Annotated in this window: 24 protein-coding genes; 18 read left to right on the top strand and 6 right to left on the bottom strand. The window is 70.2% G+C overall.

Annotated features, from left to right (window positions below; translation table 11 throughout):
• Positions 1–21 precede the first annotated feature (21 nt).
• Entirely contained in the window at positions 22–1,017 is a 996-nt protein-coding gene (locus tag KBX43_RS20300; protein ID WP_210886571.1) for a nitroreductase, read from the bottom strand.
• Positions 1,018–1,123: 106 nt separating this feature from the next.
• Positions 1,124–2,347: a CdaR family transcriptional regulator gene (locus tag KBX43_RS20305; RefSeq protein WP_166456499.1), complete on the bottom strand. Its 1,224-nt coding sequence runs from the start codon at positions 2,345–2,347 to the stop codon at positions 1,124–1,126.
• A gap of 83 nt (positions 2,348–2,430) precedes the next feature.
• Between KBX43_RS20305 and KBX43_RS20310 the strand changes: the two genes are divergently transcribed.
• The 7 genes from KBX43_RS20310 to KBX43_RS20340 all read left to right on the top strand — a co-directional run bounded on the left by KBX43_RS20310 (position 2,431) and on the right by KBX43_RS20340 (position 13,028).
• Positions 2,431–3,522, top strand: coding sequence for a ferredoxin reductase (locus KBX43_RS20310; RefSeq protein ID WP_210886573.1), 1,092 nt, complete (start codon positions 2,431–2,433; stop codon positions 3,520–3,522).
• Positions 3,523–3,536: 14 nt separating this feature from the next.
• The gene (locus tag KBX43_RS20315; RefSeq protein WP_043324718.1) at positions 3,537–4,676 is read left to right on the top strand and encodes an acyl-CoA desaturase; all 1,140 of its coding nucleotides are present in this window, start codon (positions 3,537–3,539) and stop codon (positions 4,674–4,676) included.
• Positions 4,677–4,861: 185 nt separating this feature from the next.
• Positions 4,862–6,208 carry a glycosyltransferase family 4 protein gene (locus KBX43_RS20320; protein WP_210886730.1) on the top strand — a complete coding sequence of 449 codons (1,347 nt, stop codon included), beginning with the start codon at positions 4,862–4,864 and terminating at the stop codon, positions 6,206–6,208.
• A gap of 450 nt (positions 6,209–6,658) precedes the next feature.
• A complete protein-coding gene (locus KBX43_RS20325) occupies positions 6,659–7,831 on the top strand; it encodes an alanine--tRNA ligase-related protein (RefSeq protein WP_210886575.1) in 1,173 nt (390 codons plus the stop codon).
• A gap of 145 nt (positions 7,832–7,976) precedes the next feature.
• On the top strand, positions 7,977–9,440 hold the full coding sequence (locus KBX43_RS20330; protein ID WP_210886577.1) for a 26S protease regulatory subunit: 1,464 nt from the start codon (positions 7,977–7,979) through the stop codon (positions 9,438–9,440).
• Positions 9,441–9,456: 16 nt separating this feature from the next.
• Entirely contained in the window at positions 9,457–11,277 is a 1,821-nt protein-coding gene (locus KBX43_RS20335; protein ID WP_210886579.1) for an acyl-CoA dehydrogenase, read from the top strand.
• Positions 11,278–11,402: 125 nt separating this feature from the next.
• Complete coding sequence (locus KBX43_RS20340) at positions 11,403–13,028, top strand: AAA family ATPase (RefSeq protein WP_210886581.1); 1,626 nt, start codon at positions 11,403–11,405, stop codon at positions 13,026–13,028.
• A gap of 264 nt (positions 13,029–13,292) precedes the next feature.
• On the opposite strand, the gene KBX43_RS20345 is transcribed toward KBX43_RS20340, so the two are convergent.
• Entirely contained in the window at positions 13,293–14,039 is a 747-nt protein-coding gene (locus tag KBX43_RS20345) for a GntR family transcriptional regulator (RefSeq protein ID WP_210886583.1), read from the bottom strand.
• A gap of 204 nt (positions 14,040–14,243) precedes the next feature.
• Between KBX43_RS20345 and KBX43_RS20350 the strand changes: the two genes are divergently transcribed.
• Genes KBX43_RS20350 through pyrE form a run of 5 tightly spaced genes read left to right on the top strand, consistent with a single transcriptional unit; the run spans position 14,244 to position 15,546 of the window.
• Entirely contained in the window at positions 14,244–14,441 is a 198-nt protein-coding gene (locus KBX43_RS20350; protein ID WP_210886585.1) for a hypothetical protein, read from the top strand.
• Positions 14,438–14,617 (top strand): hypothetical protein, encoded by a 180-nt coding sequence (locus KBX43_RS20355; RefSeq protein ID WP_210886588.1) that lies wholly within the window; start codon positions 14,438–14,440, stop codon positions 14,615–14,617. Before KBX43_RS20350 ends, KBX43_RS20355 begins: the two co-directional genes overlap by 4 nt.
• The gene (locus tag KBX43_RS20360; RefSeq protein WP_013477111.1) at positions 14,614–14,832 is read left to right on the top strand and encodes a hypothetical protein; all 219 of its coding nucleotides are present in this window, start codon (positions 14,614–14,616) and stop codon (positions 14,830–14,832) included. Before KBX43_RS20355 ends, KBX43_RS20360 begins: the two co-directional genes overlap by 4 nt.
• The gene (locus KBX43_RS20365; protein ID WP_166456489.1) at positions 14,829–15,002 is read left to right on the top strand and encodes a hypothetical protein; all 174 of its coding nucleotides are present in this window, start codon (positions 14,829–14,831) and stop codon (positions 15,000–15,002) included. Before KBX43_RS20360 ends, KBX43_RS20365 begins: the two co-directional genes overlap by 4 nt.
• Before the next feature lie 19 nt (positions 15,003–15,021).
• Entirely contained in the window at positions 15,022–15,546 is a 525-nt protein-coding gene (gene pyrE, locus KBX43_RS20370) for an orotate phosphoribosyltransferase (RefSeq protein ID WP_104114181.1), read from the top strand.
• A gap of 2 nt (positions 15,547–15,548) precedes the next feature.
• On the opposite strand, the gene KBX43_RS20375 is transcribed toward pyrE, so the two are convergent.
• On the bottom strand, positions 15,549–16,133 hold the full coding sequence (locus KBX43_RS20375) for a GIY-YIG nuclease family protein (protein WP_210886592.1): 585 nt from the start codon (positions 16,131–16,133) through the stop codon (positions 15,549–15,551).
• 65 nt (positions 16,134–16,198) lie between these two features.
• Positions 16,199–16,321, bottom strand: a complete 123-nt coding sequence (locus KBX43_RS31940) for a hypothetical protein (protein WP_275937803.1) — start codon at positions 16,319–16,321, stop codon at positions 16,199–16,201.
• A gap of 24 nt (positions 16,322–16,345) precedes the next feature.
• On the opposite strand from KBX43_RS31940, the gene KBX43_RS20380 reads away from it, so the two are divergent.
• The 3 genes from KBX43_RS20380 (at position 16,346) to KBX43_RS20390 (ending at position 18,362) form a co-directional block, all read left to right on the top strand.
• Positions 16,346–16,972: a VOC family protein gene (locus tag KBX43_RS20380; RefSeq protein WP_104114183.1), complete on the top strand. Its 627-nt coding sequence runs from the start codon at positions 16,346–16,348 to the stop codon at positions 16,970–16,972.
• Between the two features lie 43 nt (positions 16,973–17,015).
• Complete coding sequence (locus KBX43_RS20385; protein WP_210886595.1) at positions 17,016–17,498, top strand: N-acetyltransferase; 483 nt, start codon at positions 17,016–17,018, stop codon at positions 17,496–17,498.
• Positions 17,499–17,612: 114 nt separating this feature from the next.
• A complete protein-coding gene (locus tag KBX43_RS20390; RefSeq protein WP_210886599.1) occupies positions 17,613–18,362 on the top strand; it encodes a maleylpyruvate isomerase family mycothiol-dependent enzyme in 750 nt (249 codons plus the stop codon).
• A gap of 133 nt (positions 18,363–18,495) precedes the next feature.
• Here the strand turns inward: KBX43_RS20390 and KBX43_RS20395 are convergent, their stop codons facing one another.
• Positions 18,496–18,915 (bottom strand): hypothetical protein, encoded by a 420-nt coding sequence (locus KBX43_RS20395; RefSeq protein ID WP_146074850.1) that lies wholly within the window; start codon positions 18,913–18,915, stop codon positions 18,496–18,498.
• 259 nt (positions 18,916–19,174) lie between these two features.
• Between KBX43_RS20395 and KBX43_RS20400 the strand changes: the two genes are divergently transcribed.
• From KBX43_RS20400 to KBX43_RS20410, 3 genes are all read left to right on the top strand, one after another.
• On the top strand, positions 19,175–19,879 hold the full coding sequence (locus KBX43_RS20400; protein WP_210886602.1) for a hypothetical protein: 705 nt from the start codon (positions 19,175–19,177) through the stop codon (positions 19,877–19,879).
• Positions 19,880–19,942: 63 nt separating this feature from the next.
• Positions 19,943–20,161, top strand: coding sequence for a hypothetical protein (locus KBX43_RS20405; RefSeq protein ID WP_157538997.1), 219 nt, complete (start codon positions 19,943–19,945; stop codon positions 20,159–20,161).
• Entirely contained in the window at positions 20,151–20,606 is a 456-nt protein-coding gene (locus tag KBX43_RS20410; RefSeq protein WP_307851558.1) for a hypothetical protein, read from the top strand. Before KBX43_RS20405 ends, KBX43_RS20410 begins: the two co-directional genes overlap by 11 nt.
• The last annotated feature ends 24 nt before the right edge of the window (positions 20,607–20,630 follow it).

Genomic DNA, 20,630 nt, shown 5'->3' on the forward strand with positions numbered 1-20,630 from the left:
GGACCGCGCCGGCCGCCGGAGTCAGTCCACCACCTCGATGACGTCGGCCGGCGCGCGGCGGGGCGCCGGCGGCAGCTCGGCCTCCGGGCCCCAGCCGACGCGCACGATCAGGTACGGGCTGCCGATGCCGGCGAGCAGGTCACGCATCATCCGGCGCGGCCAGGCCAGCTCGACGGCGTCGCTGAGCGGCGCGCTGGCCAGCCCTTCGGCGGTGGCGGCGAGCAGCAGCGCCGACAGCGCCTCGCCGCCGCGCAGCCAGGCGGCGGGCTCGTCGCCCTCGCCGAACAGGATCAGGTACGCCGCGCCGCGGTCGAAGTCCGTGCCCGCGCTGAGGCCGGCCGCCCCGCCGGGCGCGTAGTCGCGCAGCGGCACCCGCCGTGGGGAGGGCCGCACGGCGGTGGCTGCGGGCACTCCGTCGCCGCTGCCCGGCGGCCGGTTGGTCCACCGGTTCAGCTCCTCCCGGTACGCGGGGTCGGCCAGCTCCGCCTCGGCGGCGCGGCCGGTGGACACGGCGAGCATCGGCATCTGGTCCGGCCGGACCACGTGCAGGTGGGCGCCCTCGGCTTCGACGGCGTCCCCGAGCCGGGCCAGCACCGCCTCCGGCACCGGCCGGTCGCCGTACGTCCGCCGGTCGGTGCGACGGCGCGGGATCGCGTCGACGAGCCGGCCCGCCGGCACGTCCAGGTCGATCGGGCCGGTCGTGCGGATCCGGGCCAGCAACGACGGGTCGGACGGGTCGGGCAGCCGCTCGACCACCGCCGCCCAGCCGAACGCCGCCAGCGACACGCGCGCGTGGTGCAGGGCGGCGCCGCAGCTCAGCATCAGCAACCGGCCGTCCGGGTCGGTGTGCGTGAGCTGCCGATCCGGGTCGCCGCGCAGCTCCAGCGCGTCCGCGGTGATCCGCCAGCGCCAGGGCTGGGTGTTGAACACCGACGGGGCGTGCAGGGACTGCCGGGCGGCCGCCTCCAGCACCCGTACCCTCGGGTCCTGGCCGGTGCGGGTCGGTGTGCTGTTCATGGCGGCCCTCCTGGTTGCTCGTCCCCTTCCGAACCTGCCCGCCGCCGTCGCGGCCGGACAGGGCCGGAGGTCCCGGCCGCACCGGGCCGTGCGCCCCGGCGCGGCGTCAGGCGGCGTCCGGCTCCGGGGGTACGGCCAGCGCGATCGTGAGGTCGAGGACGGCGGCGGGGTCGAGCAGCCGGTCGCCGAACAGCTCACGGAGCTTGCCCATCCGGTAGCGGACGGTCTGCGGATGCACGAACAGGTCGGCGGCCACGTCGTCGCGGCGTCCCTGGTGCAGCAGCCACGACCGCAGCGTCTCGGCCAGCCGGTGCGCGGTGGCCGGGGGCAGCGCGGCCAGCGGCGCGAGGGCCTGCGCGCGCAGGTCGGCCAGGGCCTCCGGGTCCATGCTGAGCAGCAGCGTGGCCAGGTGACGCTCGGTGTCGACAGGCCCGGCGTCCGGCTCGCCGAGGCCGAGCGCGAGCGCCCGGGTGGCCCGCTGGTACGACGCGGCGACCCGGTGCCAGGGGCGGGCCGGGCCGAGCACCGCCCGGTGCCCGTGCAGCAGCCGGGTGAGCTGGCGGCGCCGGCCGCCGTGCATGTCCGGCACCAGCAGTACGGCCAGTTCCTCGACCGGGTTCATGCCGGGCAGGTCCTCGCCGCTCTCCAGCGTGTGCGGGCTGAGCAGCGCCAGCACGGCGCGCAGGTGCCGGCGGGGCAGCAGCACCACCGTCAGCGTCTGCGGCGGCGGCCAGTCGGCGCGCTCCGCGCTGCGCCGCAGCGACTCCTCCGGCTCACCGGCCAGCAACTGCTGGGTGAGCCGTTCCAGGCTGCGGCGGCGCATCCGGCCGGCGCTGGCCAGCTCGTCGGCGTGCCCGGCCACGCTCGCCGCGGACAGCTCGTCGATGTACGCGAACATCAACTCGGCGAACTCGGCCACCGTCTCGGCGGCGAGCCCGCTGCGCACCGTCGTGGTGGACACCTCACGCCAGGCCACCCGGGCGCCCACCCGGTACGCGGCCAGCAGCGCGTCCATGCTGCGCCCCGAGCGGGCCTCACCGCTGCCCAGCGCGTACGCGGCCTCCAGCGCCGGGGCCAGGGGAGTGCTCGGGTCGAACGCCTGGGTACCCTCGATGAGCTGGAGGAACGTGCCGAGCGCGATGCGTACCGCGTTTTCGATCTTCGCCCGCATGGCGCCGGTGAGTGCGCCGGAGTAGTCCGGCACCTCGGCGGTGATCGCGGAGACGGTCCGTTCGGCGACCATCGGCAGCCGGCCGCGCAGCGTCGCGGCCATGCCGGCCTCGAGGTTGAGGTGCGCGGCGCGCTGCCCAGTGCCGGCCTCCAACGTCATGTTGTTCCCTCCGAACAAAAACCCGCGACCTTTTCACCTTTGCTGGTCAAGATGTTATGCGATCGGGCGGTCACGCTGGTCATATGACCACAACTGCCTCCCGCCGCCCTCAGAAGGTCACCTTCCGGGACAGGCTGCTGCGGCTGGCCGGAACGGTCACCACGCCGGTGCTGCCCGACGACTACCTCGACCTGATCGCGCCGCTGCGCGCCGGCGCCCCGCTGCGCGGCCGGATCGTCGCCGTCCGCCCGGAGACCCGGGACGCGGCCACGCTGGTGATCCAGCCCGGCCGCGCCTGGCAGGGCCACCTGCCCGGGCAGTACATCCGTCTCGGCGTCGACGTCGACGGCGTGCGCCAGTGGCGCGCGTACTCGGTCACCTCCGCGCCGGACGCCCCGGACGGCCGGATCAGCGTCACCGTGAAGGCCATCCCCGACGGCAAGGTCAGCAACCACCTCGTCCGCCGGCTCCGGCCCGGCACGCTGATCCACCTCGACCAGGCCCAGGGCGACTTCGTGCTCCCGAGCGCGACGCCCGAGCGGGTCCTGTTCCTCACCGCCGGCAGCGGCATCACCCCGGTCATGGGGATGCTGCGCTCCGGACTGGCCGACCGGGCCGACGTGGTGCTCGTGCACTCCGCGCCCACCCGCGACGACGTCATCTTCGGTACGGAACTGCGCACGCTCGCCGACCGCGGCGCGCTGCGGCTGGTCGAGCGGCACACCGACACCGACGGCCTGCTCGACGTCGCCGAACTCGCCGCCCTGGTGCCCGACCACCTCGACCGCGAGGCGTGGGCCTGCGGCCCGATCGGCATGCTCGACGCGGTCGAGGGGTACTGGTCCTCGAACGGCCTCGTCGAACGGTTGCACACCGAGCGGTTCCGCCCGACGGTGATCACGCCGGGCGAGGGAGGCACGGTGACCTTCACCGGAGCAGGGGTGACAGTCGAGTCCGACGGCGCCACCACCCTGCTCGACGCGGGGGAGAACGCCGGAGTGCTGATGCCTTCCGGGTGCCGGATGGGCATCTGCTTCGGCTGCGTCGTACCACTGCGCCAGGGCGCCGTCCGTGACCTGCGCAACGGCGACGTCACGACTGCCGTACCGGGGGACGGCGTGCTCGTCCAGACGTGCGTGTCGGCCGCCGCCGGTACCTGCGACATCGATCTCTGACAGGAGCCACCCACGTGACCGTCATCCAGAAGAAGGCCGTCAACCCGATCGCCCACCTGAGCGCCGAGGACATCGAGATCATCGGCAAGGAGTTGGACGCGATCCGGGACCGGGTCCTCGCCGACCGGGGGGAGCGGGACGCCCGCTACATCCGCAAGGTGGTCAAGACCCAGCGGACACTGGAGATGAGCAGTCGCGCGGTGCTGTTGTTCTCGCTGTTCCCGCCGGCCTGGATCGTCGGCACGGCCGGCCTCACCGTCGCCAAGATCCTGGAGAACATGGAGATCGGGCACAACGTCCTGCACGGCCAGTGGGACTGGATGCGCGACCCGAAGATCCACTCCACCACCTGGGAGTGGGACCACGTCTCCCCGGCCGACCAGTGGAAGCAGTCGCACAACGAGCTGCACCACCGCTACACCAACGTCGTCGGCAAGGACAACGACCTCGGGTACGGCATCATGCGCGTCGACGAGGACCAGCCGTGGCACCCGATGCACCTCGGCCAGCCGCTGTGGAACCTGATCAACGCCATGTTCTTCGAGTACGGCATCGCCGCGTACGACATGGAACTCGGCGACCACCTCAAGCAGCGCAAGCTCAAGGACCCGAAGTTCCGCGCCAAGGCCCGGGCCGTCGGCCGCAAGATCCGCCGCCAGGTGCTCAAGGACTACGTGGTGCACCCGCTGCTGTCCGGCCCGTCTTTCCTGACCACGCTCGCCGCCACGTTCACCGCGAACCTGCTGCGCAACGTGTGGAGCCACTCGGTGATCATGTGCGGGCACTTCCCCAACGGCGTCGAGACGTTCGAGAAGACCTCCATCGAGGGCGAGACGCGCGGCGAATGGTACCTGCGGCAGATGCTCGGCTCGGCCAACATCAGCGGCAGCCGGCTGCTGCACATCATGACCGGCAACCTGTCGTACCAGATCGAGCACCACCTCTTCCCCGACCTGCCCAGCAACCGCTACCAGGAGATCGCGCCGCAGGTACGCGCGCTGTTCGACAGGTACGGCCTGCACTACACCACCGGCCCGCTGCCCAAGCAGGTCGCCTCCGCGTGGTGGAAGGTCATCCGCCTGTCGCTGCCCAACCGCAACGACAGCCGGCAGCCGGTCGCCCCGGCCCCGCTGGTCTCCTCCGGCACGGCCTGACCGGGGCCGTTCGGTGCACGGCCGGTGAACTTCCACCGGCCGGCACCTGACCAGCCGCTGCACAGTCGGCGTCTTCGCAGCTCAGAGCGGTCTTCGCGGCCGTCGTGACAGCCCCGCGTCCCCGTACACTCGCGCCCGTCCGGGCGTACGGGGGAAGGGGTGGAACGCCGATGGGGCGCGTGGTCATGCTCGTCGACAACGCGGTCGAGGGTGACTCGCGGGTACAGAAGACGGCCCGCTCGGCCGCCGACGCCGGCTGGGACGTCACGCTGATCGGCTGCGCCCACGTCGACGCCGAACGCCGCTGGCGGCTCGGCGACGCCGAGGTGCGCGTCCTGCCGCTCGCCGCCGTTGCCGCCTCGGGCCGTGACGCTGGTTCGCGCGACGGCTCCGGCCTGCGTGGGGTGTCCGGTCTGCGCAGCGTTTCCGGGCTGCGGGCTCGGCTGGTGGCCCGGGGCGGACTGCCGTTGCGCGCGGCGCGGCTGGCCCGCCGGCCCGTCGAGCACGCCGAGGTCCGTTTCTGGCGGGCCCGGCTGCGCGACGGGGCCTGGCGGCGGCTGGAGCCGGGCCTCTGGGACTACGAACGGGTCGCCGGACCGGTCGTCGACGACCTGCGCCCCGACCTGATCCACGCGCACGACTTCCGGATGCTCGGCGTGGCCGCCCGCGCCGTGGACCGCGCCCGCGCCGCCGGACGTGACGTCAAGCTGGTCTGGGACGCGCACGAGTGGCTGCCCGGGGCGCGGCCGCGTCGGGACAACGCCCGCTGGCTGCCCGCCCACCTCGGTTACGTCCGCGAGTACGTCGGTCACGCCGACGCGGTCGTCACCGTCTCCGACACGCTCGCCGACCTGCTGGTACGCGACCACGCCCTGCCCGAACGCCCGACCGTGATCCTCAACGCCCCGATCGCCGCCACCACGGAGACATCCGCTCCCGATCTGCGGAAGCGCTGCGGTCTGCCACCGGACACGCCGCTGCTGGTCTACAGCGGGGCGATGGCCGTGCAGCGCGGCGTGGACACGGTGGTCGAGGCGTTGCCGCTGCTGCCCGGCGTACACCTGGCGCTTGTCGTCGCCGACCCGGCTGCCGCCTACGTCCGCCAGGTCGTCGCCCGCGCGGACCGGCACGGGGTGGGGGACCGGGTGCACGTGCTGCCGTACGTGCCGCACCGCCAGCTCGTCGCGTTCCTCGCCACCGCCGACATCGGGCTGATCCCGCTGCACCACTGGCCCAACCACGAGATCGCGCTGATCACCAAGTTCTTCGAGTACGTGCACGCGCGGCTGCCGATCGTGGTCAGCGACGTCCGCACCATGGCCGAGACGGTCCGGGCCACCGGGCAGGGCGAGGTGTTCCGTGCCCGCGACGCCGCCGACCTGGCCCGCGCGGTGCGGGCGGTGCTCGCGGATCCGGCCCGTTACCGCGCCGCGTACGAGGGTGAGGACTCCCCGCTCCCGGGGTGGACGTGGGAGGCGCAGGCCGAACGCCTCGACGCCCTCTACCGCCGCCTGCTCACCCCCATCCGCTGACGCCCACCTCCCGCCACCCACCTCCCGCTTCCCGCCTCGCTCGGGTGGAACACCACGGGTGTCTCCGGCCCGTTTTGACACCCATGGCGTTCCACCCGCACCCCGGGGGCGGCATGGTCAACTCCAGCTCGGCGAAGTGGCGGCATCCGAGGGGCGCCGACCCCGCCATTTCGGGGGAGTGGTGTTGATCATGCGGGGGCGGGCGGGCGCGAGGGCGGGGATGCCCCGGAAAGGGGTGGGCGGGACAGGGGCGGCCGGGCTAGCGTCGAGGTATGCAGAGCAGGCGCAGTCTTACCGCCGCGGCCGCGCGAGCTTCCCGCTCGCCGGTTGCCGCCGCCTGACCTGCCCCACACCCACGCCGGCGACCGGAAACGGTCCGCCGGCGTCGTCGTGTCGACGCCAACGCGCGCGGCGGGCCGTCCGGTCACCCGTACCCGGAAGGCACCCGCCATGACGCCCGACGACATCACCAGGACGTTCCTCGACCACTACCACCGGCACGGCCATCAGGATGCGCCGGAGAGTTCACTCGTGCCGCCGCCCGGTGACCCGGTGCTGTTCACCACGTCCGGCATGCACCCGCTCACGCCGTACCTGCTGGGGCGCCCGCACCCGGGCGGACGGCGACTGGCGAACGTGCAGCGGTGCCTGCGCACCACGGACCTGGACGAGGTCGGCGACGACACCCACCTGACCGTGTTCCAGATGCTCGGCTCGTGGTCGCTCGGCGACTACGACATCACGACCAGCCTGCGGTGGGGCTTCGACCTGCTCACCGACGGGTTCGGCATCCCGGTGGAGAGGCTGCACGCCACGGTCTTCGGCGGCGGCAACGGCGAAGGGCCGGACCACACCGCGCGGGACACCTGGACCGGGCTCGGCGTGCCGGTGGAGGCGCTGGGCGAGGACAACTGGTGGTCCAACGGCCCGACCGGCCCCTGCGGACCGGACTCGGAGATCTTCGTGTGGACCGGCGACGGCCCGCCCACCGGCACACCGAGCACCGACGCGCGGTGGGTGGAGGTGTGGAACCACGTGCAGATGCGCTACCACAGGCACCCCGACGGGCGGCTCACGCCGCTGCCGCACTCCAGCATCGACACCGGCATGGGCCTGGAACGGCTGGAGATGGTGCTGCGCGGCGACCGGTCCGTGTTCACCGGCGACGGGCTGCGCCGGTGGGTGGACGCGGTAGGGGACCGGTGGGACCTGCGCGACGAGGACCTGCGCGTGGTCGCCGACCACCTGCGGTCCGCGGTGGTCGTGCTCGGTGACGGGGTACGCCCCGGCAACACCGGCCGCGGGTACGTGCTGCGGCGGCTGCTGCGCCGCGCGCTCACCGTGCTGTGGCGCGACGACCCGGCGCGCAGCCTCGACGGGCTGCCGCCCGAGCTGTACGCGGACACGCTGCGCCGCTTCCGTCAGCCGGTCGACGTCGGCTCGCTGCACGCGACGCTGGTGGACGAGGAGCGCCGCTTCCGCGGGCTGCTGCGACGCGGACGGCCGCTCGTGGACCGGGTACGGGAGCGCGGCCCGCTGACCGAGCGCGACTACCACTGGCTGCACGACACCCACGGGCTGCCCCGCGACCTGGTCGACGGCCTGCTCGCCGAGACGAGCTGAGCAGCGGCCGGGGGAGCGGGCCGGGCGGGCACCAGCCGGGGAGCAGCAGCCGGCTCAGCGGTGGCCGCCCGGCCGGGCCGGTGCCAGACTCGGAGGCGGACGCCACGCGAGGGAAGCGGACGCCGCCGTGAGGAGAGGGCAGCCGATGACCGAGGTACGGCCGGACGAGGAGACGGTGCCGCTGCTCGGCGCCGAGGTGCGCATCGCCGACGCGGCGGGGCTGCTCGCCGCCGCCGTCGACGGGCCGGTGGAGCTGATGGTCGACGGCGACTTCCCGGCCCCGGTGCGGGAGGCGCTCTGCACCGTGCGCGCCGACACCGCGGACGGGCAGCCGGCGCACCGCTTCGAGGCGTACCTGCGGGTGGAGAGCACCCCGGCGGGCCTGCTCGCCCTCGGTCTGGCCGGGCCGGTCGGCGTGCTGCTCGCCGAGCGGCTGGCCGCCCGCGGCGGCGACGGCCCGGCCGCCGCGGTGGGCCGGATGGCCGCGGAGGCCGGACGGCGGATCTGGCCGCGACCGGTCGCCACGCTCGCCGCGCCGCCCGGCGACGAGGCCGGCCGGGAGGTGCTGCGCGCGGCCCGGGAAGCCGGGCTGCGGCCCCGCGTCGACCAGGACAACGGCACGGTACGCATCCACGCCGACGTACCAAGCGCCGACGTGGGTCCGGCGCACCTGACGGCGATGCTCGGCCTGCTGCTCCAGGCCGTACGCGAGCTGTCTGGCGACAGCGACGAGCCGACCGTGCTGCGCGGACGGACGTACGTCGTGGGGCGGCGACCGGTGACGACGGCGGCCGGGCCGCGCAGCGCGACGGTGACCCTCGACCAGGTCGGCGGCCTGTCCGACGTGGTCGCGCAGTTCCGCGAGGTGGCGGTGTCGTTCCGGCACCCGGCGGCGATGGCCCGCTGGGGGGCGCGCCGGCCGCAGGGCATCCTGATGTACGGGCCGCCCGGCACCGGCAAGACCATGCTGGCCCGGGCCCTCGCGAACGAGATCGGCGCGGACTTCGTGGAGATCCGCACCCCGGAGATCTTGGACAAGTACCTCGGCGGCTCGGAACGCAACATCAAGCGCATCTTCCGGGAGGCGCGCCGCTACCGGCGGCCCACCGTGATGCTGTTCGACGAGTTCGACTCGATCATCAGCTACGCCGGGGCGGGCGGCGACGCGGCCAGCCAGGCCGTCAACGCGGTAGCGGGCATCTTCAAGCAGGAGATGAACACGCTGTTCGAGGAGAACCCCGACGTCATCGTGGTGGCGACCACCAACTTCCCGCACCGCGTCGACGCCTCGCTGATCCGCTCCGGCCGATTCGACCTGAAGATCGCCATTCCGGCGCCGGACGAGAACGGACGCGCGGAGATCCTCACCAAGATGGTCCGCGAGCTGATCGACCGGCACGAGCGGCCCGGCTTCACAATGTTCGCCGACGACCTCGACCCGGCCGCCCTCGCGGCCGACACGGCCGGGCTGACCGGCGCGGACCTTCGCGAGGCGCTGCGCCGGGTGCAACTCGCCAAGGCACTCCGGGAAGCGGCGGAGGGTGCGCCACCGGCTCCGATCAGTCAGGATGACCTGCGGGAGGCCGTCGCCGGGTTGCGCCGCGGCTGACCGGAAGGAGTCCACATTGTCCTCGTCCGATCTGCTGCTGTCCCGCCGTGACCTCACGTTCCTGCTGCACGACTGGCTGGACGTGACCCGGCTGACCGAGCGCCCCCGCTACGCCGAGCACACCCGCGAAACAGTCGACGCGGTGCTGGACCTCGCCGCCCAGGTGGCCGCCGAGCGCTTCGCCCCGCACAACCGGGCCGCCGACACCGGCGAGCCCACGTTCGACGGGCAGCGCGTACGGACCATCCCGCAGGTCAAGGCCGCGCTGGAGGCGTTCGCCGAGACCGGGCTGCTCGCCGCCACCATGGACGAGTCGGTCGGCGGCCTGCAGCTGCCGCACACGGTGGCCGCCGCCGCGTTCGCCTGGTTCCAGGCCGCCAACGTGGGCACGTCGGCGTACCCGATGCTCACCCTCGGCAACGCCAACCTGCTGCTCGCCCACGGCAGCGCCGAGCAGATCGACACCTGGGTACGCCCCATGGTCGAGGGCCGGTTCTTCGGCACCATGTGCCTGTCCGAGCCACAGGCCGGCAGCTCCCTGACCGACCTCACCACCCGGGCCGAGCCGCAGGACGACGGCACGTACCGGATCGTCGGCACCAAGATGTGGATCTCCGGTGGCGACCACGAGCTGGCCGAGAACATCGTCCACCTGGTGCTTGCCCGCATCCCCGGCGCGCCGGCCGGCGTGAAGGGCCTGTCGCTGTTCATCGTGCCGAAGGTGCTGCTCGACAACGACGGCAACCTCGGGCCGCGCAACGACGTGGTGCTGGTCGGGCTCAACCACAAGCTCGGCTACCGGGGCACCACGAACACGCTGCTGAACTTCGGCGAGGGCGTGCACCGGCCGTACGGGCGGGCCGGGGCGGTCGGCTACCTGGTCGGGCAGCCGCACCAAGGGCTCGCGGTCATGTTCCACATGATGAACGAGGCGCGCATCGGCATCGGGGCCGGCGCCACGGCGCTCGGCTACACCGCGTACTTGAAGTCCGTCGCGTACGCCCGGCAGCGCCCGCAGGGCCGCCCGGTCGCCGACAAGGACCCCACCACGCCGCAGGTGCCGATCGTGGCCCACCCCGACGTACGCCGGATGCTGCTGGCCCAGAAGAGCTACGTCGAGGGCGCGCTCGCGCTGGTGCTCTACTGCGGACGGCTGCTCGACGAGCAGAAGACCGCGCCCGCCGAGGCCGACCGCGAACGGGCGCAACTGCTGCTGGACCTGCTCACCCCGATCACCAAGAGCTGGCCGGCCCAGTGGTGCCTGGCCGCCAACGACCTGGCCATCCAGGTGCACGGCGGGTACGGCTACACCCGCGACTACGACGTCGAGCAGCACTGGCGCGACAACCGCCTCAACGCCATCCACGAGGGCACCCACGGCATCCAGGCCCTCGACCTGCTCGGCCGCAAGGTCACCATGCGCGACGGCGCCGCGCTGGAACTGCTGCTGGAGACGATCCGCGGCACCGTGACCCGGGCGTGGAAGGCCGAGGGGTTCGCCTCCGAGCTGGCCGGACAGCTCGCCGCCGCGGTGGACCGGATCGCCGTGGTGACGCGGCGGTTGTGGGCACCGGGCGATCCGGAGCTGGCGCTGGCGAACGCCTCGGTGTACCTGGAGGCGGTCGGGCACGTGGTGATCGCGTGGATGTGGCTGGAGCAGGTGCTCGCGGTGGAGGCGCTGGGGTCACCGGACGGGGCCGAGGGGGAGTTCCTGGCGGGGAAGAGGCAGGCGGCGCGGTACTTCTACAGATGGGAGCTGCCGAAGGTGGGGGCGCAGTTCGACCTGCTGGAGGGGTTGGACCGGACGACGCTGGACATGCGCGAGAGCTGGTTCTAGTTTAGGTTCGTTCCTCCCCGAGCGGTGGTGTATAGCTGCGGCTTGGGGAGCTGTTGCCCGGAACGACGGCGACCTTGCAGATGTTTAGCCCCTGCCTGCGGCACATCCTCTGTTGGGAGGCTTCGATGAGGTTGTCGAGAATTCATCTCCGCAACTTTAAGAGGTTCACCGATACAACGATATGTGATATTCCGGATACGGCACGCCTTATTGTTTTAGCTGGGCCAAATGGCTCCGGCAAGTCGTCGATATTCGACGGCCTTAAGACCTGGCACAGGGCGAATGGTGCTAGTTATATGAACTGGGATGAGTCGTATGGCTCTAAAGCGGGAGCACCTTCAATCTCTTGGACGGAGCACGTTCAAGTTGACTTTCACGAAGGCCTTCCGGACGGTCCGGAAGAGCGCAAACGTCTGGTGTATGTCCGAACCGCGTTCCGGAATGAAGCCGACTTCCAGGTGAACAGCTTCACCCGCATGGAATCGCCGTTGGAGTCTACCCGAGTTCAGCGGATGATCGACAATGACGCAGCGGTGTCAGAGAACTACCAGCGCCTAATTATGGCTACCATCGATGGGGTGTACGACCGCGCTCTACCGGATTCGATGACGAAAGGTGAGCTGAGGGACCGGGTAATTGGAAAAGTTCGGGTCGCTATGTCTAAGGTGTTCCCGGACCTCATGCTCACAGGCGTTGGCGGAGTGGGCGGGGCGCAGGCCGGAGTCGGAACCTTCTTCTTCTCAAAGGGGGTCTCGGATGGCTTTCTTTATAAAAACCTGTCGGCTGGTGAGAAGGCTGCTTTCGACCTCATCCTTGATATGGTTGTTAAGTCGGAAACGTTCGACAATACCGTCTGGTGCATCGACGAGCCGGAGACGCATCTCAATACGCGAATCCAGGCGACCCTCCTTGCCGCGATGGTCGAGCTCCTGCCGGAGAAGAGCCAACTTGTTATCGCAAGCCACAGTATCGGATTCATGCGTAAAGCGCGTGAACTGAGCCGGGCTGAACCTGGCAGCGTAGTTTTTATTGATCTGCAAGGGGTTGACTTCGACCAACCTGTTGTATTGATTCCTGTCGAGCCTACCCGCGACTTTTGGTCGAGAACCCTCGATGTCGCTTTAGGGGACCTCGCCTCACTGGTAGCACCTGAGCGCATTGTGCTTTGTGAAGGGCGGCCCTTGCGGAAGCAAAACGATCGAAAAGCGGAGTTCGATGCAAGCTGCTACAGGCGCATCTTCGCGCGGGAGTTTCCCGACACGGACTTCATTTCAGTCGGCAACAGTCATAGTGCAGGAAGTGACCATTTGGACGCGGGTCGAGCTATCCAGACGGTAGCGGCCGGCACCAAGATTACGAGAGTTATTGACAGGGACCTTCGTAGTGATCAAGAGGTGGAGGATCTTAGGACGGTCGGGGTTCGAGTCCTGTCCCGGCGTCATATTGAGTCGTTTCTGTTTGATGATGAGATCATTGCGCTTCTCTGTGAACGGGTAGGTTTGGCGGATAGGGTGTCAGATGCCTTGAGGATGAAGCAAGATGAGATCGCCGCCAGTGTTGCTCGTGGAAACGATCCAGACGATATCAAGTCAGCCGCAGGCGCTATATGCGTAGGTCTACGGCGGCTTCTCTCGCTGACTAGTGCCGGAAGCGACGTCACTGCTTTTGCTCGCGATACGCTCGCGCCCTTAATTGCGCCCGATACAGCAACCTATCTTCAGCTGAAGAGAGATATCTTCGGGGATCTCTAAGAGCGGGCTCGGCGATGTGACGGGCTGTCAGTGTCTCAGGTGTGATGGATGTGGTGTAGCAGCACCCGCACATCAGAACGAGGGCCGGTGAGGCACTCTCCCTTTTCGTGCGGATCATGTTATGAGCGCTGTGTGGAACGAGTGCTCGGCGATTGACTCGGCATACGCCTCACGCGGGAAAGCTGTCGCCCTGTACGAGCGGCGCGCCTGGATACCCAGGTGCGCCGCCGAGCTAGCGGTGTCGCCGACCGCTTCTGCCCCTTGTTAGTCGATGGGCAGACGGTAGACGAGGTCGTATCGGCCGCCGGGCAGCACGATGTCGGCCGTCTCCACCGGCGTGCCGCTCGCGGTGTAGGTCCGCTCGATGGTGTGCACGAACGTGCGGGCTGGCAGGTTGAGCGCCTCGACCTCCTCGGCAGTCGCTGATCGAAGGCTGACGCGCTCCACGACCTCGTCGACCCGCACGCCGATGGCGTCCATGCGTGCGACCACGCCCTTGATCTCTCCGTCCTCAGGCCATTCGATGGGAGTGCCCTCGGTGACGGCAAGCGGCTCGTACGACACGGAGAGCTGTATCGGCTCGCCGTCGGCGAGGAAGCGGTATGACGTCCGCATCACCGGTGCGCCCGGCTCGATGCCGAGCCGGGCGGCGATCCGCTCATCGGCCCGGTCAGGTCGGCTGTCATGCTCCCAGGTGCCCTGCTGTCCGGCGCCGGCTGCGTCGCGCGCGAACGGGGAAGTCGGGCCGTCGGCGGAGCGAACGTCGCGGCCCCGGGCTTGACGAACCAGCCGGGTGGTGTCTCGGACGTACACGCCGGATCCTGCGCGACCCTCCACAATGCCCTCGCCTTTCAGGACGGCGATGGCCCACTTGGCGACGGTCCGGCTCACGTCGTACTGGCGCATCAGGCCGGACTCGGACGGCAACTTCGCTCCAGCGGGGAGTTCTCCGGACAGGATCGCGGAACGTAGGTCGGCGGCGTTCGTCAGGTAGGCAGGTGTGTTCGGCATGTCAGCGGTACCTCCGGTCAGCCCGCCCAGTCGACCACAGACAACCTGGTGTGCCAAGTTCGCGCGCCTCCCTTGCCGACGACAAACCTAGTGCACTAGGTTCTGTGGCTGGCGACCCGTTACCGTTCGGCTCCGGTCAGCAACCACGCCTTGCGGTAACGGGGAGCCCCGATACGTCATTGGCAGGCTGACGATGGAGACGCGATGGCGGCGAGCATCACTGAACTGCTCAAACGGTTGCGGCGTCGGACGGAGTCGCGGGACCGGGGAGCCGGGCAGGCCATCCAGGAACGTGAGCAGGCGGAGGCGCAACGACGGCTGCTTGATCAGGCGGCTCGGTTGCGAGACGCGCACCGTCACGGCGAGCCGATCGCGAGCAACGGCCCGAAGGAGCCGGCATGACCGCCGAGGGTGAAGCGGCGGTCCTGGCGGTGCACGTACGGGGTCTGGACGGGATGTGCGTGGGTTGTCGGCTGTGGTGGGCGCGGCTGACTCCGTACCCCTGCTGGCAGGTCGCGTGGGCGACCAGCCGGCAGGCGCGCGCGAGCGTCGCCCGCTTCCTGGGGGTGCGCGGGTGAGCACCCACGGGCCGGTGCTGCCGGTCTGGACGTGCGGTGGGTGCGGTGCGCCGTGGCCGTGCGCGACGCGGCGGCGGGAGCTTCTTGCGGAGTACGAGGGCGCGCCGGTGTCGCTGGCGGTGTACCTGGGGGCGCAGCTCGTGCGGGCGACGGCGGATCTGAGCTGGGCGCCGGCGGGGACGTTGCACCGGCGGTTCCTGGGGTGGCTGCGGTGAGCGTGTTGCGGGCCGGCGACGAGAAGTTCCACTACAGCGACGGGTCGCACCGGTGGACGGCCCCGGATCCGGAGTACGACCAGGAGGTGTGGGAGGAGCAGGTGCGCCAGCACAAGCTGGGTCACCTGCGCAACGAGCGCCCGAGGGTACGCATCCGCCGGATCGGGTGACGGGTGCGAGACTGGGCCGGTGACTCACCCGCTCGCGCGCCGCGTCTACGACACCTGCCACCTCACCGGCCGGTTCCATCTCCGATCTGGGCAGGTCAGCGACGAGTACTTCGACAAGTACCTGTTCGAGGGGAAGCCGGAGCTGCTGCGCGAGGTCGCCGAGGCGATGGTGGCTCTGCTGCCGGAGTGCGACGTGTTGGCGGGGATGGAGATGGGCGGCATTCCGCTCGCCACGGTGATGTCACAGCTGACCGGGCTGCCCACGGTCTTCGTGCGTAAGCAGGCGAAGGAGTACGGGACCGCGAAACTGGCCGAGGGCGGTCGCGTGAGCGGTCTGCGGGTCGTGGTGGTCGAGGACGTCGTGACCACCGGAGGCGCGCTCCTGACCTCGTGCGGACAACTACGGTCCGTCGGTGCCCAGGTCGAGACGGTGGTCTGCGCCATCGACCGCGAGCAGGGTGGCCGGGAGAACCTGGCGGCCGAGGGGCTGCACCTCCGCGCCGCCCTCACCCGTCGTGATCTGGAGGCATCGCTGACGGCGTGAAGCTAGGGCTGCTCCGGGCCGCTGCTGGCGTTGTACGAGTTCTTGGCGGCGACCACTGCCGCCTGGATGTGCTCGGGGTCGACGCCGTGGACGTTGAGCGGCGGGTGCAGACGCCGGACGAGTTCGGCCTCGATGACCGTCGGCTCGGGGTCTTCCGCCCAGGTCAGGCGCAGGTGCGTGTGCATCCAGGCGGTCAGCCGGGTCTCGTCTGCGGGGACCAGGACGACGCGGTCGGTCCAGGTCGTGCGGTAGCCCTCGGAGACGAGAAGCCCGGCCAGCGTGCGGCGCAGCGTCGAGCTGCCCGACCGTCGTAGATGGTTGCGCAGGATCCGGCCCCGCAGGCTGGTGGCCCGGCCCAGATAGAGCATCCGCCATGACGGATCGGTGTCGTTCGGCGGTCCGGGGAGGTCGGGGAGGACCGAAGGAGCAGCCCACCAGGCGTAGACGCCGCCGCCACGGGCGAGCCGCTTGACGGCGACGTCGAGCGCGACCGGCGGGCCGGTCAGCAACCGCAGGGCCTCGTCGACCCGTTCTTCGTCGGTCGGGACGTCGGCGGGTCGCCGTTCGGGGAAGGTCACCGGGACCATCCTAGGCGCTCGACCGGTCGAGATCGGGTGGGGATGCGCTCCGCACCTGGACACCGGCAGGGTGATCAGCAGGCGACTTTCACGACCTGCTCAGCCGGCGGTGCCGAGGGACCGAGCGCCCGCCCGATCTGCGGCACAGGAGTGCGCTGCCGGCCTGTGCGTGCGAGCGCGACGGTGCGCTGCGTCACGCAGCCGATGCTAGGTTCGCCGGCATGACGGTGCAGATCACGGCCGGGGAGTTCCACGCGGCCGACGGTGTCGAGGACTGGCGCTGCCTCTACCACGTGGTCTCGGCGTACTTCCGCACCGGCTCGCTAACCAAGGGCATAGCGTTCGTCGATGAGATCGGCCGGCTTGCCGGTGGCGCGGAGCAGCAGTACGTCAACGTCGATCTGCGTCATGTCGGCGTCACGGTGTCCCTGTCGTCGCGCGACGTCGCGCTGGCCCGGCGGATCTCGGCTGCCGCCAGGGATCTGGACATCCCCGCCGACCCGACCGCCGTGCAGCTCGTCAACGTCACTCTCGACGCGCTGGTCGGCGCGGACGTGCTGCCGTTCTGGCGGGCGCTGCTGGGTTACCGCCAGATCGACGACGACTATCTGGCCGACCCGGCGCGTCGGGGTCCGGGTTTCGGGCTGCAGCCGATGGACGCCGGGCGCCCACAACGCAACCGCATGCACCTCGATGTCGCCGTCCCACATGATCAGGCCGAGGCCCGAATCGCCGCCGCGTTGGCTGCGGGTGGCCGGTTGGTCTCCGATGCGCACGCACCGAAGTGGTGGGTCTTGGCGGACATCGAGGGCAATGAAGCGTGCGTCGCCACCTGGGTCGGCCGATAGTGGTGGTCCTCTCGAAGGCTGAACCATCGGCCACACTGACGGCATGACGACGGTCGTGCCGATGAGCCCCGCCCATCCGGCGTTCGATCAGGTAGCTGCTCTGTTCGACGACTACCGGGTGCACTACGGCCAACCGTCGGCCCCGGAGACAACCCGCTCCTGGCTGCACGACCAGATCGCACAACACCGGATCTCCGCCGCTGCCGCCATCCGAGCTGATCACGTCCGCGGCTTCATCACGGTCACGGTCACGCCGGCATCGCTCAGGCTGGGCACCTCGTGGTCGATCCGCGACCTCTACGTGGCCCCGCACCATCGCCGTAGCGGCATCGCGAAGGCCCTGCTCCAGCACGTCATCCGCAACGCCCGTGCCGCCGGCGCGCATCGCGTGTCGCTCCAAACCGAGACCGACAACATCCCCGCCCTGGTGCTCTACACCGAGATCGGCTTCAAGCCCGTCACCGGCCTGGAACTACTCAACCTCACCTTCGACCCCACCCTCCAAGATCCGGGAGACAGGGCCTAGACGTCGCGCCGTGGCCTTGCGCGACGCGGCGGCGGGAGCTGCTTGCGGAGTACGAGGGGTGCGCCGGCCCTTTCCGCCTGGTAGAGGGTCGATGGTGCGTGGGACGCTCCCGTCATGCGTATCGCCGAGCACATTGCCGCGCTGGATGAGGAAGGCGCCCGACTGGCAGAGGCGGCGGACCTGGCGGGCCTGGACGAACCCGTGCCCACCTGCCCTGGATGGCAGGTCCGTGATCTGCTGCGCCATGTCAGCGGCGTCCATCGCTGGGCCACGGGCCACGTCATCACGGGGCGCCATCAGCCTTACTCCAGTCGCGAGGAGGCGGAGTTCTTCGCCGCAGTCGAGGACGACGAGCTGCTGGACTGGTTTCGGGAGGGCCACCGCGCACTCGTGGACACGCTGGCAGCGGCTGACGAGAGCGTTGAATGCTGGACGTTTCTGCCCGCGCCCTCGCCGTTGGCGTTCTGGGCACGTCGCCAGGCTCACGAAACCGCGGTACACCGTGCCGATGCCGAGTCGGCTGTCTCAACGGTTCCCTCCTGGGCCCCCTCCTTCGCCGCTGACGGCATCGACGAACTGCTCAATGGCTTCTTCGGGCGGCCCGGTGGGCTTCTGGTGGCCGATCCACCCGTCAGCATGGCTCTTGTGCCGACTGATATCGACGCGGGATGGACGCTCTCCATCGAGCCGGCCGGGCGCCGCCTGGTAGCCGGTGAGATGCCGGCCCAGTTGACCGTCGTGGGACCTGCGTCCGAGCTCTACCTCCTGCTGTGGAACCGGAGTGGGACCGAGCGCCTCGAACTACGCGGGGACGCGGCCGTCTTGGATCTCTGGCGGGCAAAGGCCACGATCACCTGGAAGTGACGCCGTCATCCCGGCGAGGTCAGCCCGGTGCCGCCCACCGTGGTCCCATCCGCTCGTCGACAGACCCGGACGGGTGAGACAGGCGGGGAAGCGGCAGGCGGCGCGGTACAGCCCCCCACATCACCGGCTCACGTCATTCCGCAGGCACGATACGGAGGTTCAGCAGCATGTCCTCGAAGGCCTCGGGTCCGAATCGTGCCGCCACGATGTGCACCGGTGAACACGCCATGTCCAGCGTCACGTCGCCCACGGGACGCCTCTCGACGCCGGTCACCACCAGAGTCGTCTCTCGCACTGTCACGTCCTCGATCGTGACGTCATAGCCGAGCACAGGACGGTCCCCGACCGAGAGAATGACGACCGTCTCCTTCGCGAGGTCTACCGGCGGCGGCGGTGGGACAGGCTGCCGTCCGGCATTGATCGATGCCCAGTGCTGCGCCCACGATCCCGATCGACGAATCAGGAACAGGCCGTAACCTCGTGAGGTGTCGGCCTTGGCCTGCCCGTGGTACAGCGTGCGAAAGGTCCCGGCACGTCCGGACGATCTGCTCACCCGCTGACCCTACTGGCGCTGACCCTCGAAACAGCTTCCGTCTACGTCCGGCGGCTCGGGCGCGAAAGTATTCGGACGGTTGGTGCGGCACGTCGGCGGCATGAGTACACCCTCGGTCTTGAGCCGGGCTCCCCGGCGTCAGGTAACTCTGTCGCCGTGTCGTGCCGGGCCTGGCGACAATGCTCACCGGACAGCGATACGACGAGGGTCGAAGCATGTTGCTGGAGTGGGTCGACGGTTGGGCGGACACGAATGGCCGGTGATGGTCAGCACCGTTCACCTCGGGCGCCATCGGTACCGGGTCATGCGGCCGGCACGACCGCCGGGGTTCGCCGGTCTGTACGAGGGCCCTCTTGGAGCCCAGTTCTGCCTCGACAAGGAAACAGCGACGCTGTTCGCTCTGGCGTGGGGACTGGCTGCCCGGTCGCCGCACACGATGGTCTATCTTCCCCTTCGTCGCGCGACACGTCCCCACCATCACAGTTGGGGGCGCCCGCTCGACCTGGTGTTGCTGCATCACCGCCTCGCGTTCCCGCCGTCGCGGTGGAAGCAGGTCCGTTCCCGGTTGGGGACCGGCCGGCCACACACCGTGGTGCTACCCGCTCAGGCGTGGCCGGCGCGGTTGACCGCCGATCACCGGCGAGTCCGGTATCGAGAGTTCCGCGATCATCTGCGGTGGGACATCGCCGCCGACACGTTGGTGCTCACCGGCAGCCGTGAAGCGTTCGAGTTGGAAGCCGACCAGGTCCGCGCCTTGGCCGAGGAGTGCCCCGCCCATCGCGCTCGCATGCCAGGCACGCCGGTGATGCCGGGGGTCCGGCAGTGGCCGGCCACGGCACGCAACTCGCGGCAGATCCGTATGGCGGCCCGCTTGGCAGCCCGGGGAAGGGGGCTCGTGCTGGGAACGCCAATGCATGTGCCGGTGGATCTACTCCTACAGGTACCGCTGCTACGCACCGTCTGACGTCTTTACGAGCGCTGTGTCGGCTCGGCGTGGTGATCGAGCTGCCGTGAGTACTCCGGGACGATGGTGTTCGTACCGAACGACGGACGTGTGCCGGACATGCTCACCGAGCAGCCAGCATCCGTGCGTGAGCGGCTGTTTCGAAGCGAGCTGAAGGTCGTCCAGGGCATCGCGGATGCCATCGACCTGTCCGAAGTGATCAGGCCGCCTTCCGGGTCGAACGGGTCGGATCTCTTGACTCTCGACCCGGTCGAGGGCCGACCCTTCCCGAGTGACGTATGAGGAGCACGACAAACGAGAGGTCCCGCTCGCGATCGACCTGGAGATGCTGCGGCCGGTGCTGCGCGCCGGCTGGGGAGCGGACACCTGCGACCCGCACGACCTGGAGGATTGGCACGCCGGCAACCCAGCCCGTGGGCAGTGCGGGGTGACCGCGCTGATCATTCAGGACCTGCTCGGCGGAGAGCTGATCCTCGGCGAGGTCCACGCCGGAGACACCAAGGTCGGCCACCACTACTGGAACCGGCTGGCCGACGGCCGCGAGGTGGACCTGACAGCCGACCAGTTCCAGCCGTCGGAAGTCGTTGTCGGCGGTCAGGTTCAGCAACGCCCGCCGGGCCCACCCGTCCGGTGCCGCCGGCAGTACGAGATCCTGCGGGACCGCGTCCTCGTCGCCCTCTACGGTGCCGCACCCCGTTTGCTCGTTCCGGACGGGATGCGAGGCTGACCGCGTGGCTTACCGAACGCCCGC

The sequence above is a fragment of the Micromonospora sp. C41 genome (assembly GCF_018070485.1).
GTDB lineage: Bacteria > Actinomycetota > Actinomycetes > Mycobacteriales > Micromonosporaceae > Micromonospora > Micromonospora chalcea.

What these genes read in the sequence shown, in the direction of transcription:
- KBX43_RS20300 (WP_210886571.1), bottom strand. Translation starts at nt 1,017, where the DNA reads ATGAACAGCACACCGACCCGCACCGGCCAGGACCCGAGGGTACGGGTG.
- KBX43_RS20305 (WP_166456499.1), bottom strand. Translation starts at nt 2,347, where the DNA reads ATGACGTTGGAGGCCGGCACTGGGCAGCGCGCCGCGCACCTCAACCTC.
- KBX43_RS20310 (WP_210886573.1), top strand. Translation starts at nt 2,431, where the DNA reads ATGACCACAACTGCCTCCCGCCGCCCTCAGAAGGTCACCTTCCGGGAC.
- KBX43_RS20320 (WP_210886730.1), top strand. Translation starts at nt 4,862, where the DNA reads ATGCTCGTCGACAACGCGGTCGAGGGTGACTCGCGGGTACAGAAGACG.
- KBX43_RS20325 (WP_210886575.1), top strand. Translation starts at nt 6,659, where the DNA reads ATGACGCCCGACGACATCACCAGGACGTTCCTCGACCACTACCACCGG.
- KBX43_RS20330 (WP_210886577.1), top strand. Translation starts at nt 7,977, where the DNA reads ATGACCGAGGTACGGCCGGACGAGGAGACGGTGCCGCTGCTCGGCGCC.
- KBX43_RS20340 (WP_210886581.1), top strand. Translation starts at nt 11,403, where the DNA reads ATGAGGTTGTCGAGAATTCATCTCCGCAACTTTAAGAGGTTCACCGAT.
- KBX43_RS20345 (WP_210886583.1), bottom strand. Translation starts at nt 14,039, where the DNA reads ATGCCGAACACACCTGCCTACCTGACGAACGCCGCCGACCTACGTTCC.
- KBX43_RS20350 (WP_210886585.1), top strand. Translation starts at nt 14,244, where the DNA reads ATGGCGGCGAGCATCACTGAACTGCTCAAACGGTTGCGGCGTCGGACG.
- KBX43_RS20355 (WP_210886588.1), top strand. Translation starts at nt 14,438, where the DNA reads ATGACCGCCGAGGGTGAAGCGGCGGTCCTGGCGGTGCACGTACGGGGT.
- KBX43_RS20375 (WP_210886592.1), bottom strand. Translation starts at nt 16,133, where the DNA reads ATGGTCCCGGTGACCTTCCCCGAACGGCGACCCGCCGACGTCCCGACC.
- KBX43_RS20380 (WP_104114183.1), top strand. Translation starts at nt 16,346, where the DNA reads ATGACGGTGCAGATCACGGCCGGGGAGTTCCACGCGGCCGACGGTGTC.
- KBX43_RS20385 (WP_210886595.1), top strand. Translation starts at nt 17,016, where the DNA reads ATGACGACGGTCGTGCCGATGAGCCCCGCCCATCCGGCGTTCGATCAG.
- KBX43_RS20390 (WP_210886599.1), top strand. Translation starts at nt 17,613, where the DNA reads ATGCGTATCGCCGAGCACATTGCCGCGCTGGATGAGGAAGGCGCCCGA.
- KBX43_RS20405 (WP_157538997.1), top strand. Translation starts at nt 19,943, where the DNA reads ATGGTGTTCGTACCGAACGACGGACGTGTGCCGGACATGCTCACCGAG.